8 protein-coding genes are annotated in these 16,507 nt (G+C 68.4%); 5 read left to right on the top strand and 3 right to left on the bottom strand.

Translation table 11 applies throughout. The features are described from left to right. Positions 1-205: 205 nt before the first annotated feature. Positions 206-2,533, top strand: coding sequence for a M4 family metallopeptidase (locus ACFTWP_RS38795; RefSeq protein WP_380269873.1), 2,328 nt, complete (start codon positions 206-208; stop codon positions 2,531-2,533). 526 nt (positions 2,534-3,059) lie between these two features. On the opposite strand, the gene ACFTWP_RS38790 is transcribed toward ACFTWP_RS38795, so the two are convergent. Next, positions 3,060-4,313, bottom strand: a complete 1,254-nt coding sequence (locus tag ACFTWP_RS38790; protein ID WP_380269872.1) for an RICIN domain-containing protein — start codon at positions 4,311-4,313, stop codon at positions 3,060-3,062. A 131-nt stretch (positions 4,314-4,444) separates the two neighbouring features. Next, complete coding sequence (locus ACFTWP_RS38785) at positions 4,445-7,771, bottom strand: discoidin domain-containing protein (RefSeq protein WP_380269871.1); 3,327 nt, start codon at positions 7,769-7,771, stop codon at positions 4,445-4,447. A 296-nt stretch (positions 7,772-8,067) separates the two neighbouring features. Between ACFTWP_RS38785 and ACFTWP_RS38780 the strand changes: the two genes are divergently transcribed. From ACFTWP_RS38780 to tatA, 3 genes are all read left to right on the top strand, one after another. Beyond that, positions 8,068-8,823 carry a FadR/GntR family transcriptional regulator gene (locus ACFTWP_RS38780; protein WP_380269868.1) on the top strand — a complete coding sequence of 252 codons (756 nt, stop codon included), beginning with the start codon at positions 8,068-8,070 and terminating at the stop codon, positions 8,821-8,823. A 910-nt stretch (positions 8,824-9,733) separates the two neighbouring features. Next, the gene (locus ACFTWP_RS38775; RefSeq protein ID WP_380269870.1) at positions 9,734-11,407 is read left to right on the top strand and encodes a glycoside hydrolase family 27 protein; all 1,674 of its coding nucleotides are present in this window, start codon (positions 9,734-9,736) and stop codon (positions 11,405-11,407) included. Positions 11,408-11,531: 124 nt separating this feature from the next. After that, positions 11,532-11,816, top strand: coding sequence for a Sec-independent protein translocase subunit TatA (gene tatA, locus ACFTWP_RS38770; protein ID WP_380269869.1), 285 nt, complete (start codon positions 11,532-11,534; stop codon positions 11,814-11,816). A gap of 76 nt (positions 11,817-11,892) precedes the next feature. Here the strand turns inward: tatA and ACFTWP_RS38765 are convergent, their stop codons facing one another. Beyond that, complete coding sequence (locus ACFTWP_RS38765; protein ID WP_380269868.1) at positions 11,893-12,648, bottom strand: FadR/GntR family transcriptional regulator; 756 nt, start codon at positions 12,646-12,648, stop codon at positions 11,893-11,895. 590 nt (positions 12,649-13,238) lie between these two features. On the opposite strand from ACFTWP_RS38765, the gene ACFTWP_RS38760 reads away from it, so the two are divergent. Next, complete coding sequence (locus ACFTWP_RS38760; RefSeq protein WP_380269867.1) at positions 13,239-15,785, top strand: NEW3 domain-containing protein; 2,547 nt, start codon at positions 13,239-13,241, stop codon at positions 15,783-15,785. Positions 15,786-16,507: the final 722 nt, after the last annotated feature.

Raw genomic sequence — 16,507 nt, 5'->3', positions numbered from 1 at the left:
AGCCGCCCCCCCCCGCGGGGGGGGGGGTCCCCCCCCCCCCCACCCCCCGCGCGCGGCCGCGCCCCCCCCCGCCGCCCCGCCCCCCCCCCCCCCCGCCCGGCGGCACCCACCGGTACGACGGTCGCAGCCGGAATCCCCCACGGTCCGCACCTGTCCGAATCCGTCCAGGCCGCGGATCGCGGCCTCCCCCACCATGGAGTGCCAAATGCAGCAATCCTCCCGAACGGCAACATCCGCACACGCGCTGATAGCCGCGATCGCGGTGGTCGCCGTCACCATGCCCGCCGGAATCGCGACGGCGAGCCCGTCGGGCAACGGCGACCCCACCGCGGCCGCCGGCTCCCCGGCCGGACCGCGATCGGGCGCGTTGCCCGCCCCGCTGACCCCGGCCCAGCAGCAGTCCCTGGTCGCCGACGCGCAGTCGAAGGCCGACGCCACCGCGTCCGCGCTGAAGCTGGGGCCCCAGGAGCGGTTGGTCGTCAAGTCCGTCATCAAGAACGCCGACGGCACCGTCCACACCCGGTACGACCGCACGCTCGCGGGACTCCCGGTTCTCGGCGGTGACCTGATCGTGCATCAGAACTCCGCCGGCGTGACCACCGGAGTCGACCGGGCCACCGCGGCCGAACTCGTCGTGCCCACCACGGCGGCCGCCACGAGCACCGACTCCGCGATGTCGTACGCACTCGGCCGGGCGAGGGAAGCGGGCGGAGCCGCACCTGCCGCCACCGGCGTGCCCCGCAAGGTCGTCTGGGCGGCCGGCGGAACACCGGTCCTCGCCTGGGAATCGGTGATCGGCGGCGTCCAGGACGACGGGACTCCCAACGAGCTGCACGTCGTCACCGATGCCGCCACCGGCGAGACTCTCTCCGAGTACCAGGGCATCCACGCCGGCACCGGCCACAGCCAGTACAGCGGCCAGGTAAGCATCGGCACCACCAAGTCCGGCACCACGTACTCGATGACCGACAGCGGCCACGGCGGCCACAAGACGTACGACGCGAACCATGCGGACATCGAGAGCGGCACCCTGTTCACCGACGCCGACGACGACTGGGGCGACGGCACCACCGGCTCGATCGCCACGGCCGCCGTGGACGCGGCCTACGGAGCCCAGACGACTTGGGACTTCTACAAGAACGTCCTCGGCCGCAACGGCATCCGGGGCGACGGCGTGGCCGCGAACTCCGTGGTCCACCACGGCGACCAGTACATCAACGCCCACTGGAGCGGCGCCTGCTTCTGCGCGGTCTACGGCGACGGCCGGGACAACAAGCACCCCCTGACCCAGCTGGACGTGGCCGGGCACGAGATGAGCCACGGCCTCACCGCCGCCACCGCCGGCCTCCAGTACGCCGGTGAGACCGGCGGCCTCAACGAGGCCACCTCAGACATCTTCGGCACCGGCGTGGAGTTCTATGCCAACAACGCCGCCGATCCGGGCGACTACCTCGTCAACGACCGGATCGACCTCAACGGCGATGGCACTCCGGACCGGTACATGGACAGGCCCAGCCGGGACGGCGACTCGGCGGACTACTGGCGCGCAGGCCTCGGGAACCTCGACGTCCACTACTCCTCCGGGCCGGCCAACCACTTCTTCTACCTGCTCTCCGAGGGCAGCGGCGCCAAGACCGTCAACGGGGTGAACTACGACAGCCCGACCATCGACGGCGTGGCGGTGCCGGGCATCGGCCGCGAGAACGCCCTCAAGCTCTGGTACAAGGCCCTGACCGAACGCTTCACGTCCACCACCGACTACAAGGCGGCGCGCACTCAATCACTGCTGGCCGCGGCGGACCTGTGGGGCGCCGGCAGCGCCACCTACAAGACGGTGGCCGCCGCCTGGACGGCGGTCGGTGTCAGCCCCGTGACGGTCACCAACCCCGGCAACCGGTCCAGCAAGGTCAACACCGCCGTCAGCCTGCAGATCCAGGCGAACGCCGGCGGTGCCGGCACCCTGTCCTACAGTGCGAGCGGCCTGCCGGCCGGCCTGACGATCAACGCCGCCACCGGCCTGATCACCGGCACCCCGACCGCGACCGGCACCTCCAACGTCACCGTCACCGCCACCGCCGGAACCACCACCGGCAGCACCACCTTCACCTGGACCGTCACCGCAGCACTCGACGGCACCCACACCCTCACCGCCTCCGGCAAGGCCCTCGACAACCCCAACCACTCCACCACCCCCGGCACCCAGCTCATCACCTACACCCCCGGCACCGGCACCAACCAGAAGTGGGTCCTCACCCAGCAGACCGACGGCACCTACCGCATCGCCAACGCCGAATCCGGCCTCTGCATGGACGTCAACGGCGGATCCACCACCGCCGGCACCGCCATCATCCAGTGGACCTGCACCACCGGCACCAACCAGCGCTGGACCGTAACCCCCGCCACCAGCGGCGGCTACAAAATCGCCTCCAAGAGCAGCGGACTCCTCCTCACCACCGCCTCCACCACCAACGGAGCCCTCGTCACCCAGCAGGCGGACACCGACACCGCACTCCAGCGCTGGACCATCAACTAACCACCGCTCGAACGCGACAGGGCCTCCCGGCCGGCACGGACACCACCGTCCGGACCGACCGGGAGGCCCTGTCCCTTGCCCACAGCACCTGCTCGCATCCCCGGGGCCTTTCGACCTCGTCCGGGGCCCCAGTCTGTGCCCTGACGGTCACCGGCGCCTCGCCTCCGTGCTCCCTCCAGGCCGGCGGACAGACCAGCCCTGGCTTCCCCCGGTCTGGCGTCAAACTCCCGACGACGCTCTGCAGATGCGAGTTCGACAACAGACCCCGGCTCCCGCCGGGTGGCGATCTCCGCTTGAACGGCAGGCGGCCGGGGTGTGGTGGGCAGTGTGAAGAACTGCCCACCACACCCCGGCCGTTGTCAGCGGTCAGGGAGTTTGCTTCCTCACGTCGGAGCCGTCACCGGCCCGCAAGGATTTCGCATGGGGCGCGAGGAATCGTCCCGCGCGCCCCGCTGCCACTGCCGAGCCTCGTTCTGGTTCTCATCCGATCGAGAGGACCGACCTGGCCAATCGTCCTGCCGGAAGGTCACTCGACCTTGGTGAAGGTCCAGACCTGGTTCGCCGCACCGGTGTTGGACTGCTGCGTCATGAGTGCGCTGTTCGAAGCACTCGCCTCCGTGACCGCCATACCGCTGCTGGCGGAGACAAGCGCCCAGCCGCTATCGGAGGCGAAAGGCTTCCACCGCTGGTTGGTGCCGCCTGTGCAGGTCCACTGGATGATCGCGGCCCCGGCTGTGGCCGAGCCGCCCGAAACGTCCATGCACAGACTGGAGTACTTGTTCTTCAACTGCCACGTGCCGTCGGAGTTCGCCGTGGCGGTCCACTGCTGATTGGTGCCGGTGTTCAGGGCCCATCCGATCAACTGCGTACCGCTGGTCGTCGAGTGGCCCGGATCATCGATCGCCTGACCCGAGTCGGAGATCGTATAGACGCCACCGTCGACGATCGGCGAAGGAGGCGGGGGCGGTACCGTGCCGTTCGGCGTCACCCGGTACATCACCGTGGCGTGGCTCGCGACGGTGGCGCTGATGGCGCCGGTGGCCGTCGAGGTGCCCTTGCTCCACAGATGCTTGAGCGAGTAGCTGGCCACCCCGCCGATACCGAGGGCCGAGGCTGTCGTGCTGATCGTGGCACTGGCGCTGTTCTTGTTGGTGAGCGTCACGGCCACATCACCGTTCGCCAGCGGCTTGCGCATCACGAGCAGGCCGCCGGAGTCGCTGACGACCGTCCCCTGTACGCCCTTCGAGTCCTGGTCCACCGCGATCACATCGGCGTTGCTCAGGATCGCCTTGGTGGCAGCGCTCTGCGTGCTGACGTCATGTCCCATGACGAGCGGCGCGGCCACCACGGCCCAGAGACCGAAGTGCGTACGGTCCTCGGCGTCGGTCATGCCGCCGTTGCCCACCTCCAGTATGTCCGGGCCGTTCCATCCGCCAGGCCCGGCGGCGGCGTGCCCCGTGTCATGGCCGAAGTTGTACATGATTCTGCTCCAGGAGTCATTGATGTCCGTGGAGATGCGCCACTGATTGGACGTACTCGCGGCCCACGACGTGAAGTCCAGCGCGGAGCAGCAGGCCGAGAGCATGTACAGGATCGGGCGGTTGGTCGCGGCGAGTGCGTTGCTCATCCTCGGGAAGAGCACCTGCGCGAGCTGCTTCTCGGTGTAGCCGGGGTAGTCGGCTGTCAGCAGGGCCGCGGCCGGCCGCCAGTACTGCTCTCTTGGACGGCGAAGCCTCGGTTCTCCTTCCAAGGAACGAAACGGGACGGGACGCTCGCGCATGGCTAGGTCCTCGCGTCGACCCGACGCCGTCGTCCGCGGGACGCCTCCTGCGGCCGGGGGCTGCCGATCGACGTACCACAGCCGACGTGCGGCCCTGGGCGGGCCGCACGTCGGCTGGTGCGGTCTGCCGGTTACACGGCACCGATGTTGAGTTCGGCGACGGCGGACCAGTTGGCGTTGCCGCTGACCTCGCTGGTGGCCACGAGGCGGACGTAGCGGGCGGTGACGGCGTTGAAGGTGGCGTTCTGTTCGGCAGTGGTGTTGGCGAAGGTGCCGGTGGCCACCGCGGTGCCCCAGGTGGTGCCGTCGGTGGAGGTGTAGACCTGGTAGTCCTTGATCCGACCGTTGGGGGTGTTGGGCCTGGGCAGGTAGTACAGGTCGCTGACGGAGTAGTTCTTGCCGAGGTCGAGCTGGATCTCGTGGGGCAGCGGTGCGGCAGTGCCGGACCACTTCGTCACCCAAGCCGTGGCGGGGTTGCCGTCCAGGACGTTGGCGCCGGCGCCGTTCTCCGCCGCCGTCTCCGCGCTGTCCGCGTACTTCACCGACATCGACGACTGCGGGATGCGCTGGGGAGGGACGACCCCGACGTTGAGTTCGGCGATCGAGGTCCAGGCGTTGCCGTTGACCTCGCTGGTGGCCACGAGGCGGACGTAGCGGGCGGTGACGGCGCTGAAGGTGACCTTCTGTTCGGCGGTGGTGTTGGCGAAGGCGCCGGTGGCCACCGCGGCGCCCCAGGTGGTGCCGTCGGTGGAGGTGTACACCGTGTAGTTCTTGATCCGGCCGTTGGCGCTGTTCTGCCGGGGGAGGTAGTACAGGTCGGTGACGGACCGGTTCTTGCCGAGGTCAAGCTGGATCTCGTGGGGCATCGGCGCCGCCGTGCCGGACCACTTGGTGTGCCAGTAGGTGGCCGTGTTGCCGTCCAGGACGTTACTGCCGGGGGCGGTCTCCGACGTCGTCTCCGCACTGTCGACGTACTTCACCGTCATCGACGACTGCGCCAGACGCGTGCTCGCGGCGGTGCGGGGCGGGGGGTTGAGGGTGATTGAACCGCCGGACGCCAGGGTGATCGCCTGGGTCCAGGCCCCGAACTTGACCGTGGTCGCCGTGCCGCCGGTGCTGGTGATCTTGGCGGAACTGACCTGGCTGCCGGCCCAGGTGAGGTCGACGGTGAACCCGCCGCGGACCGGTATGCCGGTGATCTTGCCGTCGGCCCAGGCCGCGGGCAGCGCGGGGAGGAGCTCGATCTGGCCGAGGCGCGAGTAGAGGAGCATCTCGATCATGGCGGACGGCGTGCCGAGGTTCGCGTCGATCTGGAACGTCGCCCGGCTGCCGAAGCTGTACATGTCGAAGAAGTTGGGCGCTGTTCCGTTGCTGAAGCTGATCGACGGTGCCATGACCCTGAGGACGGCCTTGTAGGCGTTGCCGGCGTCCTTGAGACGGGCCCAGCACAGAGCGCGCCAGGCCATCGCCCAGCCGAAGTTGTCCATCCCCCGAGCGGTGAGGAGATTGGTGACCCCGGTGAGGAGGGCGGCCGGGCTGCCGTCGGCGGTGATGCGGTCGCCCGGGAACAGGCCGATCAGCGGTGACAGGTGGCGGTGGGTGGTTTCTGTGTTGCCGGGGCTGTCCGCTGCCATCCACTCCTCCAGCCAACCGGTCGTGGGGCTGACCACGGGCAAGTAGAGCTTGGCCTTCAGACCGGCGATCGTGGTGGCGAAGGTGGTGTCCCGGTTGAGCTTGGCGCTGGCCTTGCCGTACATATCGAACAGGTCCCAGACGAGTTCCTGGGCGTAGGTGATGCCCTTGGCGTCCTCCGGGCCCTGCTCGGGAGACCAGTCCTTGTCGTCGATCAGGACGGTGCTGGTGACCCCGTCGACCGTGACCGTGGTGGAGATGAGCCGGGCCTGCCAGAACTCGCAGGCGCCCTTGAGCAGCGGGTAGATCTTGGTGAGGTAGGCCGTGTCCTGCGTGTACTCGTAGTGCTCCCACAGGGAGCGGCAGATCCAGGCGTTGCCGGCCGGGTGCCAGTGCCAGCCAGAGCCGCCGTAGATGTTGGTGGAGATGGCGGTGGTCCAGCCCGCCACGGTGCCGGTCGAGTTGCGGAACCTGTTGCGGGAGTCGTTGAACTGGGCCTGGGTGACCGTCGTCCAGGAGGAAAGCTGCGCGACGCAGTAGTCGGCGAAGGCGTTGAAGCAGGAGCCGAGTCCGGTGCGGTCGGACAGCCAGTAGTTCATCTGGACGTTGATGTCGATGTGGTAGTCGGCCATCCAGTCCGGATTGTTCCTGTCCAGCCACAGGCCCTGGAGGTTGATCGGCACGCTGGAGCGGGACCCGGTGATCATCAGGTACCGGCCGAACTGCAGGTAGCTCGCCTCCAGTTCCGGGTCCGCCGCGGCGCCCGCGACTGCTCGGGCATTCAGCCTCGCCCAGGTGTCCGTCGCCTTCTGCGCGGCGGTGGAGGTGCCGACGTTGAAGCCGATGGTGTTGTAGAGCGCCTGGTAGTCCGCCACATGGGTCGCGAGCAGGGAGCTGCCGACGACGGCGGCGGCCGTCGTGGCCTTCGTCACGGCGACGTTGGTGGGGTTGACGGCGGTGTCCATGAAGCCCACGGCGGCGTCCGGCTTGTAGTTGGTGCCGCCGGTGATCACGATGACCACCTCCGAACAGCCGCTGAACGTCACGCCGGTGCCGCTCGCGCTGATCACCGCGCCGGTGCCCGTGCCCGTCGCCGTGATCGCCGCGCCGTACTTCAGGTTGTTGCCGAGCGTCCCGGTGAAGGAGGCGTACTTGCCGGTCGCGTTCGAGGCGGTGGTCTCGCCGGTGTGCGTCCCGTTGAGGGTGGCCGTGCCCGTGTAGGACCCGCCGCCGCCCTGGGTCAGCCGGACCACGATCACGTCGTCCGGGTAGCTGGCGAACACCTCACGGCGGTACGTCACGCTGTTGTAGGTGTACGTGGTCGTGACGATGCCGTTGCTCAGGTCCAGCGCCCGCTGGTAGTTGCTGATCGCGGACATGGTGTGCGCCGGCACCGAGACGAACGCCTTGGCCAGCAGCGACAGCGTCCCGAACGTGGTGTTGTCGTAGGAGAACTGACCGTCGCCCTGCAGGGTGTTGTTCAGCGTGCCGGTCCACAGCGTGCTGTCGGTGATGTACAGGAAGTCCTTGGTGGGGTCGCCCCCCACCAGGGCCCCGATCCGGCCGTTGCCGATCGGCAGGCCCGTCGAGATGATGGTCGCCTCCGTGCCCGGCGAGGTGTACCAGAGCCGTGTCGCGGACGCGTCGTCCACCAGCGCCAACGACTCGGTGCGGGTCGCTGCGGCATGGGCTTCGAACGGCCGCACCCCGCCGATCATCAGCACCGCACCGAGTGCTCCGGCCGCCCGCAGCAGGGAACGGCGGCTGGGCTGCAGAGCAGACCCGGAACCCTCGGATGCTCTTCCGTGGGCGGCTTCGTAGTTCACTCGCTGCTCCTTGCATCTGGGCGGGGGTGTTCTTCCGCGCCGTGATCGTGGACGGCCGGCATCTGGCTGGGGACTTTATGAGCGACACCGAGGGGGGTCAATAGGGGTACAGTATGACTATTAAAAAGTGCAAGGCCCGCCCCGCACGGCCGCGCCGCCCACCACGATCGGCCCGTACGACCTTCGACGCTGGTGGAGGACGTTCCGCAGGGACCCGCGGGGATCGAAACCGGCGCTTGCAAAGGTCCCTACAATAGGACTTTTACGGTCCACACCCTCGGCAACGGGAGCACTCGATGAACCCCGAACGAAGTGCCCCACGTGGCCTGCACGGGCATCTGGTGCACGAACTCGGCAGGGACATCGCCCACGGCCGCCTCGCGGCCGGCGACCAGATCGTCCCCGAAGACGTCGGCGAGCGGCACGGCGTCTCACGCACCGTCGTCCGGGAGGCACTGCGGGTCCTGGAGAGCAAGGGCATGGTCGTGGCACGACCCAAGACCGGCACCAGAGTGCGCCCGGTCGAGGAATGGGACCTGCTCGACCGCGACGTCATCCTGTGGCGAGCCCAGAGTTCGCACTGGCGGTCCCAACTCGCCGACCTGCTCGACATGCGCGCCGCCATCGAGCCGCTCGCCGCCCGAGGATGCGCCAGGCGGGCCACCCCGGAGGACATCGTCCACCTGCTCGCCCACTGCGCCACCATGGACAAAGCCGTCAGCAGCCGGGACTGGCCGGCCTTCCACAAGGCCGACCGGGCATTCCACGGCAAGCTGCTCGCCGCCTCCGGCAACCTCGCCCTGCGCAGGCTCTCCGGCGCCATCGACGCCGTCCTCGAGGTACGGAGCACCCTCGAACTGGAGCCCGAGAGCATCGAGCCCGACGTCGTGACCGCCCACTACGCAATCGTCGAGGCGATCAGCCACCGCGATCCGACCCAGGCCGAAACAGCATCCCGCACACTGATCGACACCGCCGAACACGAGATAGACCAGGCACTCGAACATGCCAGGCAGACCCGCACCAAACGTCCCAGGACCCGCGTGGTCTGACCTCCCCCCGACATGCCCACAGCCGGCCCGATCACACCACGCGGATCCCACTCCCAGCCCGCAGACCGCGAGGCTCGGGCCGACGGCGATAGAAATTCACCTGCGTCAGGGTGGGGCGCCCTTGATGTCAAAGTCCTTGTGGAAACGGCGCTTTGAAGGTTGCCGGCGCTGATCGTCGGGGATGTGGTCGCCGAGGGCGAGCGCATCCGGATGACGGCCCGGGCCCAGGAGGGCCCGGTGCCGTGCCCCGTGTGCTGCACGCCGACGGGGCAGGTGCACGGTTTCCACCGTCGGACGGTGGCGGACGTGTCCGCGGACGGCCGGGGTACCCAGAACCCGACCGCGCCGCCGACGACGCGGGCCCGCTCACCCCCGCAACATCGGCCGCACCCAAGGCATCAATTCCCCGCACCAGAAAGGTCATGCGGCAGACGCACGGCCGAGCCGGGGCCACCCTCCTCCGCTACCACGTCCTTGTCGCCCGAACACCCCCTGCTACCACCGATGGCGGGACAGAGGCAGCGGAAGGGGCGCCGTCCCGCCGACGGGATGCCGTCGGCGATCTTCTCCGCTTCCACACCCCCGGTCGGTGGTCCACCGCGCGAACAGTGCGCCACCCCGGCCTTGACGACTGCTGGATCCTGTGTAAATCTGCTCGGCCAGTGGCATCATCAGGCATATTTACGCATCTCCCTTCACGGTATACGCATCGGACAGCGCCCCGATCCGCCTTTCTCCGCGTCCACTCCGGAAGGACAGCAGCATGAATTCGAACAGCACCACGCAACGAGCTACGCTCCGTGGCTTGCCCGGGCTCCTGGTCGCAGCAGTGTCAGTTGGCGCCCTACTTTCGACTGCGTCCTCGGTTCCGGCGGCGGCTTCCACCGCAGCGGTGTCGACGACGGCAGCGGTGACCTCCACCCCTCCGATGGGGTTCAACGACTGGCTGAACTTCGGTTGCAACGTCACCGAGACGCTCATGACCGGCGTCGCCGACGCATTCAAGTCCAAAGGCCTCAAGGACGTCGGCTACTCGTACGTCAACATCGACGACTGCTGGGCTGCCAAGAGCCGCGACGCGGCCGGCAAACTCCAGGCCGACTCGATCAAGTTCCCGCACGGCATGAAGTGGCTCGCCGACTACATGCACACCGCCGGCCTGAAGTTCGGCATCTACTCGGCCGCATCCGAGTCGACCTGCGCGGGGTACCCGGGCAGCGCCGGCCACTACACCGCGGACATGCAGACATTCGCCGACTGGGGCGTGGACTACATCAAGCTCGACCTGTGCGGTAGTGAGCCGAACACCCTCATCCGCAACCACTGCAACGACATCGTGGCGTCGCAGGACATCAAGGCCCGTTACGCGGAGGCACAGAAGGCCATCGCTGCCACTGGGCGGTCCATGGTTCTGGGCATCTCGGCCCCCGCCTCGATCGCGTGGTGGTGCGGCGACAACAGTGTCAGCTACTGGGACTCCATGGACTGGACTCCCCGGTACGGGGACCTGTGGCGCACCGCCGTCGACGCCGGCCAGAACTGGACCAGCATTCTGAAGACCTACAAGACCAATGTCAGGCTGGCGGGCTACCAGAGCTCCGGGCACTGGAACGACGCGGACATGCTGGTGGCCGGCAGCTCAGGTGCCACGCTGACCGAGCAACAGACCCAGTTCACCCTGTGGTCGGAGATGGCCGCTCCGCTGCTGATCAGCACCGACCTCGCCAACATCTCCTCAGGCGCCCTGGGAATCCTCACCAACAAGGACGTCATCGCCGTCGACCAGGACCCGCTCGGGACCCAGGGCACCGTCGTGCAGACCGGAACCGGCTACGACGTGTTGTCCAAGCCGCTCGCGAACGGTGACCGCGCGGTGGTGCTGTTCAACAAGGGCGACACCGCGCAGACCATCAGCACCACGACCGCGACGATCGGCCTGAGCGGTGCTCGGGACATCACCGATCTCGTCACCAAGACCCGGAACAGGACGTCCGGCACCATCTCCGCCGGTGTGCCCGCGCACGGCACCGTCATATACAGGGTGAGTGAGTACACCGACCTCGCCAAGACGTTCAACAACGTCGGCATCACCGACAGCACGAACTACACGGTGGGCAACTTCGACGGTACAGGGAACAGTTACTCCGCATCGGCCCTCGCCCAGGCGGGTCTACAGCCCGGAGCCTCCTTCAGCACCGGCGGCCTCAACTTCAGCTGGCCGGCCGGCGCAGCGGGCACGGTGGACAACGTCACCGGCAACGCCGTCTTCAAGGTGAGCGGCAGTGGCAGCACCCTCGGTTTCCTCGGTGCCGGCATCGGATCCCCTTCCGGGACCGGCACGATCGCCTACAGCGACGGCACCGCACAGGACTTCACCCTGTCCTTCCCCAACTGGGCCGCAACCACGCAAGGTGACGCGGTCGTCGCTGTCAAGGGCCGTAATACTCAATCCGGACCCGCCAACCCCGACTACTACTACCGGGTCTTCTACCGCTCGGTCGCCCTGGCAGCCGGCAAACAGGTCGTCTCGGTGACCCTGCCGACGACCAAGGCCATCCACGTCTTCGCCACAGCCATCGGATGACCCACACGGCTGACTCGGATGCGGGATGCCGGCGCCCGAGGTAACCGGCTGGAGAGATTGTGCCCAGGCCTGCCCCGTACTTCAACAATGTGAAGACGACAATCGAAGGGACCAGTGGTCGGCAATGCTGCGTAACGGCCTGGAGCCCTGGCACCTCCTGGTGATGCTGGCCATCGTCCTTCTCCTCTTCGGCTCGAAGAAGCTGCCCGAGATGGCCCGGGGACTCGGCAAGTCCATGCGCATTCTGAAGGCGGAGACCAGGGCGATGCGAGAGGACGATGCGTCAGCTGACGAGTCCGGCCAGAACATCACCGCCTCGTCGCGGGCCGTCGAAGCCCCGCATGACGCCGTGACACCCGCGAGCACCGTCACCGCCGCCGAGATCCCCCAGCCGCGCAACGGAGCCTGAACCGGAGCCGAGGTACGGGCTGGGAGTGGGATCCGCGTGGTCTGGTCGGGCCGGCTGTGGGCATGTCGGGGGGCGGTCAGACCACGCGGGTCCTGGGACGTTTGGTGCGGGTCTGCCTGGCATGTTCGAGTGCCTGGTCTATCTCGTGTTCGGCGGTGTCGATCAGTGTGCGGGATGCTGTTTCGGCCTGGGTCGGATCGCGGTGGCTGATCGCCTCGACGATTGCGTAGTGGGCGGTCACGACGTCGGGCTCGATGCTCTCGGGCTCCAGTTCGAGGGTACTCCGCACCTCGAGGACGGCGTCGATGGCGCCGGAGAGCCTGCGCAGGGCGAGGTTGCCGGAGGCGGCGAGCAGCTTGCCGTGGAATGCCCGGTCGGCCTTGTGGAAGGCCGGCCAGTCCCGGCTGCTGACGGCTTTGTCCATGGTGGCGCAGTGGGCGAGCAGGTGGACGATGTCCTCGGGGGTGGCCCGCCTGGCGCATCCTCGGGCGGCGAGCGGCTCGATGGCGGCGCGCATGTCGAGCAGGTCGGCGAGTTGGGACCGCCAGTGCGAACTCTGGGCTCGCCACAGGATGACGTCGCGGTCGAGCAGGTCCCATTCCTCGACGGGGCGCACTCTGGTGCCGGTCTTGGGCCGTGCCACGACCATGCCCTTGCTCTCCAGGACCCGCAGAGCCTCCCGGACGACGGTCCGTGAGACGCCGTGCCGCTCGCCGACGTCCTCGGGGACGATCTGGTCGCCGGCCGCGAGGCGGCCGTGGGCGATGTCCCTGCCGAGTTCGTGCACCAGATGCCCGTGCAGGCCACGTGGGGCACTTCGTTCGGGGTTCATCGAGTGCTCCCGTTGCCGAGGGTGTGGACCGTAAAAGTCCTATTGTAGGGACCTTTGCAAGCGCCGGTTTCGATCCCCGCGGGTCCCTGCGGAACGTCCTCCACCAGCGTCGAAGGTCGTACGGGCCGATCGTGGTGGGCGGCGCGGCCATGCAGGGCGGGCCTTGCACTTTTCAATAGTCATACTGTACCTCTATTGACCCCCCTCGGTGTCGCTCATAAAGTCCCCAGCCAGATGCCGGCCGTCCACGATCACGGCACGGAAGAACACCCCCGCCCAGATGCAAGGAGCTCGGCACCGTGCGGCCCTGCCAGGGCTGCACGGCGGCTGCACGGCGGCCGACTCTCCACGACCGCGGGCGGCATCCCAACACTCCTCGGCCTCCATTCGGCCGGGGACCGCGGACAGACGGTCCGGCCCGGCCTCACCGCGCTCGTCGCCGTGAGGCCCGACTCCTCAACGAAGGGCTTCAGATGGTCACCTTGTCCCGTTCAAGTTCGCCGCCTCCGGTCGGTTCCCGGCCGAGCCGGTGGCGCGCGGCGTTCGAACAGTTGCGCCGCCTGGCCACGGCCGCGGTGGCCGTCGTCCTCATGGCTGTACCGGCGTCCGTCGGCGTGCTGTCCGTCAGCGCCGTTCCGGCGCAGGCCCTGGAGAACGGGCTGGCCAGGACGCCCATGATGGGGTTCGCCAACTGGAACAGTCTCGGCTGCAACTACGACGACGCGAAGATGCGCTCGATCGCCGATGCGATGGTGTCCACCGGCATGAAGGACGCCGGCTACAAGTACCTGCTGATCCAGGAATGCATCGCGAAGACCCGCGACACGAACGGCAAGATCGTGCCGGACCCGGTCAAGTTCCCCTACGGGATAAAGAACCTGATCGACTACATCCACTCCAAGGGACTGCTCGCGGGCATCTACACCGACGCCGGCACCACGACCTGCGCCGGGTACGTGGCCAGCTACGGCCATGAGACCGCCGACGCCCAGACCTTCGCGGACTGGGGAGTCGACCTCATCGAGGACGACTGGTGCAACGTCCCGAGCGCTGACTTCCCGGGGAAGACGAGTGCCGAGATCGCCTCGATCCTCTACGGGCGGATGCGTGACGCCATCACCGCCACCGGGCGGCCCATGGTGATGTACGCCTGCAGCGGCTGGGACTTCGGCACCCAGCCGTGGACCTGGGGTCCCAACACGGCCAACGCGTGGCGCTCGGGGCGTGACATCCAGTGGGGCGGGGGCCTGGCCGAGTGGGACCAGATCGTCGCCAACTTCGACCAGAACGCCGAGCACCCGGAAGCCACCAAGCCGGGAGCGACCAACGATCCCGACATGATGGGCGTCGGGATCAAAGGCATCAGCGACGAGGAGGGCCGCTCCGAGATGTCACTGTGGGCGATGTCCGCGGCACCCCTGATGGCCGGAACCGACCCCAGTGACACCGCCGGCACCTTCGGCGCCGCCACCAAGGCCACGTACACCAACGCCGACGTGATCAAGATCGACCAGGACCCCCTGGTGTACCAGGCCAGGCTCGTCTCCGAGGACGCCTCGAAGAAGCACCAGGTCTGGAAGAAGAACCTCAGCAACGGCGACGTCGCCGTCGCCCTGTTCAACCGCGACGTGGCCCCCGTCACCATGTCCACGACGGCTACCGCCGTGGGGCTGCCCGCCAGCTCCACCGGCTACGTCGTCAACGACCTGTGGGCGCACCAGAGCAAGCTGTCCGCCGGCACCATCGCGAAGTCCTCGGTGCCCGGACACGGTGTCGCACTGTTCCGCGTACACGCCGGCGGCGACACCACCTCCGGGCCCGCCGTCAGCACAGTACTGACCCCCTCTCCCGGCAACTGGGTGGCCCCGGGCAATACCGCCACCGTCACCGCCACCCTCACCAACAACTCACCGGTGGGCATCACCAACCTCACCGGAACGCTCACCGGCCCGGCAGGCTGGACGGTCGGCAGCCCGTCGGCGGCCGTCGCCTCCGTAGCAGCCGGCGGCACCGGGCAGGTCAGCTGGCAGGTGACCTCACCGAGTACCGGGAACGCGGCACCTCAGACCTTCACCGCCAGCCTCGGCTTCAACTATTCCGGTGGCTCCGGAACCGACCCCAGTCAGCTCCCGCTCATCGCGGCCGCCGGGCCGAGCGCGACCAATCCGGCCACCGACACCACGACGCAGGGCAACTGGAAGGGCGTCTACGGCGGCGCCGGTTACCGGATACCCGGCGACACGACGTCCCTCCCGGCGGGCATCACCGTGACGTCCACCGGCACACCCTTCACCTGGACCGGCACGACGACCGACGCGCGGGCGCTGCAGAAGGCCGGCACGGGCAGGATCGCCGCCGGCGAATACGGCAACGGCAACAAGTTCTCCCTCACCGTGACCAACACCAACGCCGACACCCGTCGGATCGGGCTCTACCTGCTCGACTGGGACAGCGGATCCACCAACCCCCGCCAGGAGACCGTGACCATCACGGACTCCCTGGGCAACGTGCTCACCACCGTCGCCAGCGGCACCTTCACCGGCGGCAAGTACCTCAGCTGGGACATCGCCGGCACCGTGACCTTCACGGTGCAGAGCACGGCGGGCGCCAACGCCGTCATCAGCGGCCTGTTCTTCGGACCTCCCCAGGCCGCCACCGCCACCGCCCGCCAGGTGAACACCACCGTGCAGGGCAACTGGAAGGGCACCTTCGGGAGCAGCGGATACAGCGTCTACGGCGACAGTGCGCAGGCCGCCCCCGGCGTCCAGCTGACCACGGTGGCGGGGACGGCCTACACCTGGGACGCCAACCCCACCCCCGTACGCGCCACCCAGCGCGGCGGGACCGGCCGCATCGCCGGCAGCCTCTACAACAACAGCGCGGTCAAGCTCCGCGTCAACATCACCGACGGCAGCTCCAAGCGGGTCACCCTCTACCTCCTCGACTGGGACAGCACAACCCGCCGCGAAACCCTCACCGTCACCGACACCGCGACCGGCGCCGTCCTCGACACCTTCGACCCCGGCTCCTTCGCAAACGGCACCTACGTCGGCTGGACCGTCACCGGCGACGTCACCATCACCGCCACCCGCACCGCCGGCGCCAACGCCGTCATCAGCGCCACACTGATCGACTGACCCCAGCACACACCTCCCGACACCACCGACGACGGCCGGGGTGCGGCGGACAGCCTCAACGCTGCCCACCACACCCCGGCCGTCGTCGTTCAAACGACAACCACCGCCTCGACCGACTGGCCCGTCCTCGGGGCGGCCTTCGCGAGATCCTTAACTCCGTTACCAGGTAGCGGAATCAGCGTGAAGACTGCGGTGACGAGTGCGGTGGATGCGGAGGTCCGACCGTGCACGCCGAACCGTCGGTCCTTTCGAGGGCTCTGGTACTACGTCGAGGGCCGCAGGGAGGCGCCGACCGGCGCGGGGTGTCGATACGGTCAACGCTCGCCCACGCAAGGCCGTCCGCGCCCGCGGATACCTCCCGAATCCCAGAGGCCGGGAGCGCCGGCGCTGGATCATCCCGTGGAAGTCCGCAACTCCGGGCTTTCGGCAGGACTCTCCGCCGTGGTCGGCTCACCCGCATGGAGACGCCTGAAGACTACGCCGATGGCTGAGCAGCTTCCCTAGGGCGGGCACGCCGGCTTGTCAGCGGTCTGGCCTGCCGGCCGACCGGCGGGGCGCGGTCCGAGCGCAGATAGGCGAGTCCGGCGGCGGAAGTGCTCAACTGACGGCGGCCACGGCACCGAATCTCCGACACCCCGGCAGCGCATCCGCTGGACGGTGGTTGTCGTTTGAACGACGACGGCCGGGGTGTGGTGGGCAGCGTTGAGGCTGTCCGCCACACC

The sequence above is a fragment of the Kitasatospora sp. NPDC057015 genome, assembly GCF_042673745.1.
GTDB lineage: Bacteria > Actinomycetota > Actinomycetes > Streptomycetales > Streptomycetaceae > Kitasatospora.
The sequence above is the reverse complement of the archived record's forward strand: the minus strand, read 5'-3'. Positions and strand labels throughout refer to the sequence as shown.

What these genes read in the sequence shown, in the direction of transcription:
- ACFTWP_RS38765 (WP_380269868.1), bottom strand. Translation starts at nt 12,648, where the DNA reads ATGAACCCCGAACGAAGTGCCCCACGTGGCCTGCACGGGCATCTGGTG.
- ACFTWP_RS38795 (WP_380269873.1), top strand. Translation starts at nt 206, where the DNA reads ATGCAGCAATCCTCCCGAACGGCAACATCCGCACACGCGCTGATAGCC.
- tatA (WP_380269869.1), top strand. Translation starts at nt 11,532, where the DNA reads ATGCTGCGTAACGGCCTGGAGCCCTGGCACCTCCTGGTGATGCTGGCC.
- ACFTWP_RS38780 (WP_380269868.1), top strand. Translation starts at nt 8,068, where the DNA reads ATGAACCCCGAACGAAGTGCCCCACGTGGCCTGCACGGGCATCTGGTG.
- ACFTWP_RS38790 (WP_380269872.1), bottom strand. Translation starts at nt 4,313, where the DNA reads ATGCGCGAGCGTCCCGTCCCGTTTCGTTCCTTGGAAGGAGAACCGAGG.
- ACFTWP_RS38760 (WP_380269867.1), top strand. Translation starts at nt 13,239, where the DNA reads ATGGCTGTACCGGCGTCCGTCGGCGTGCTGTCCGTCAGCGCCGTTCCG.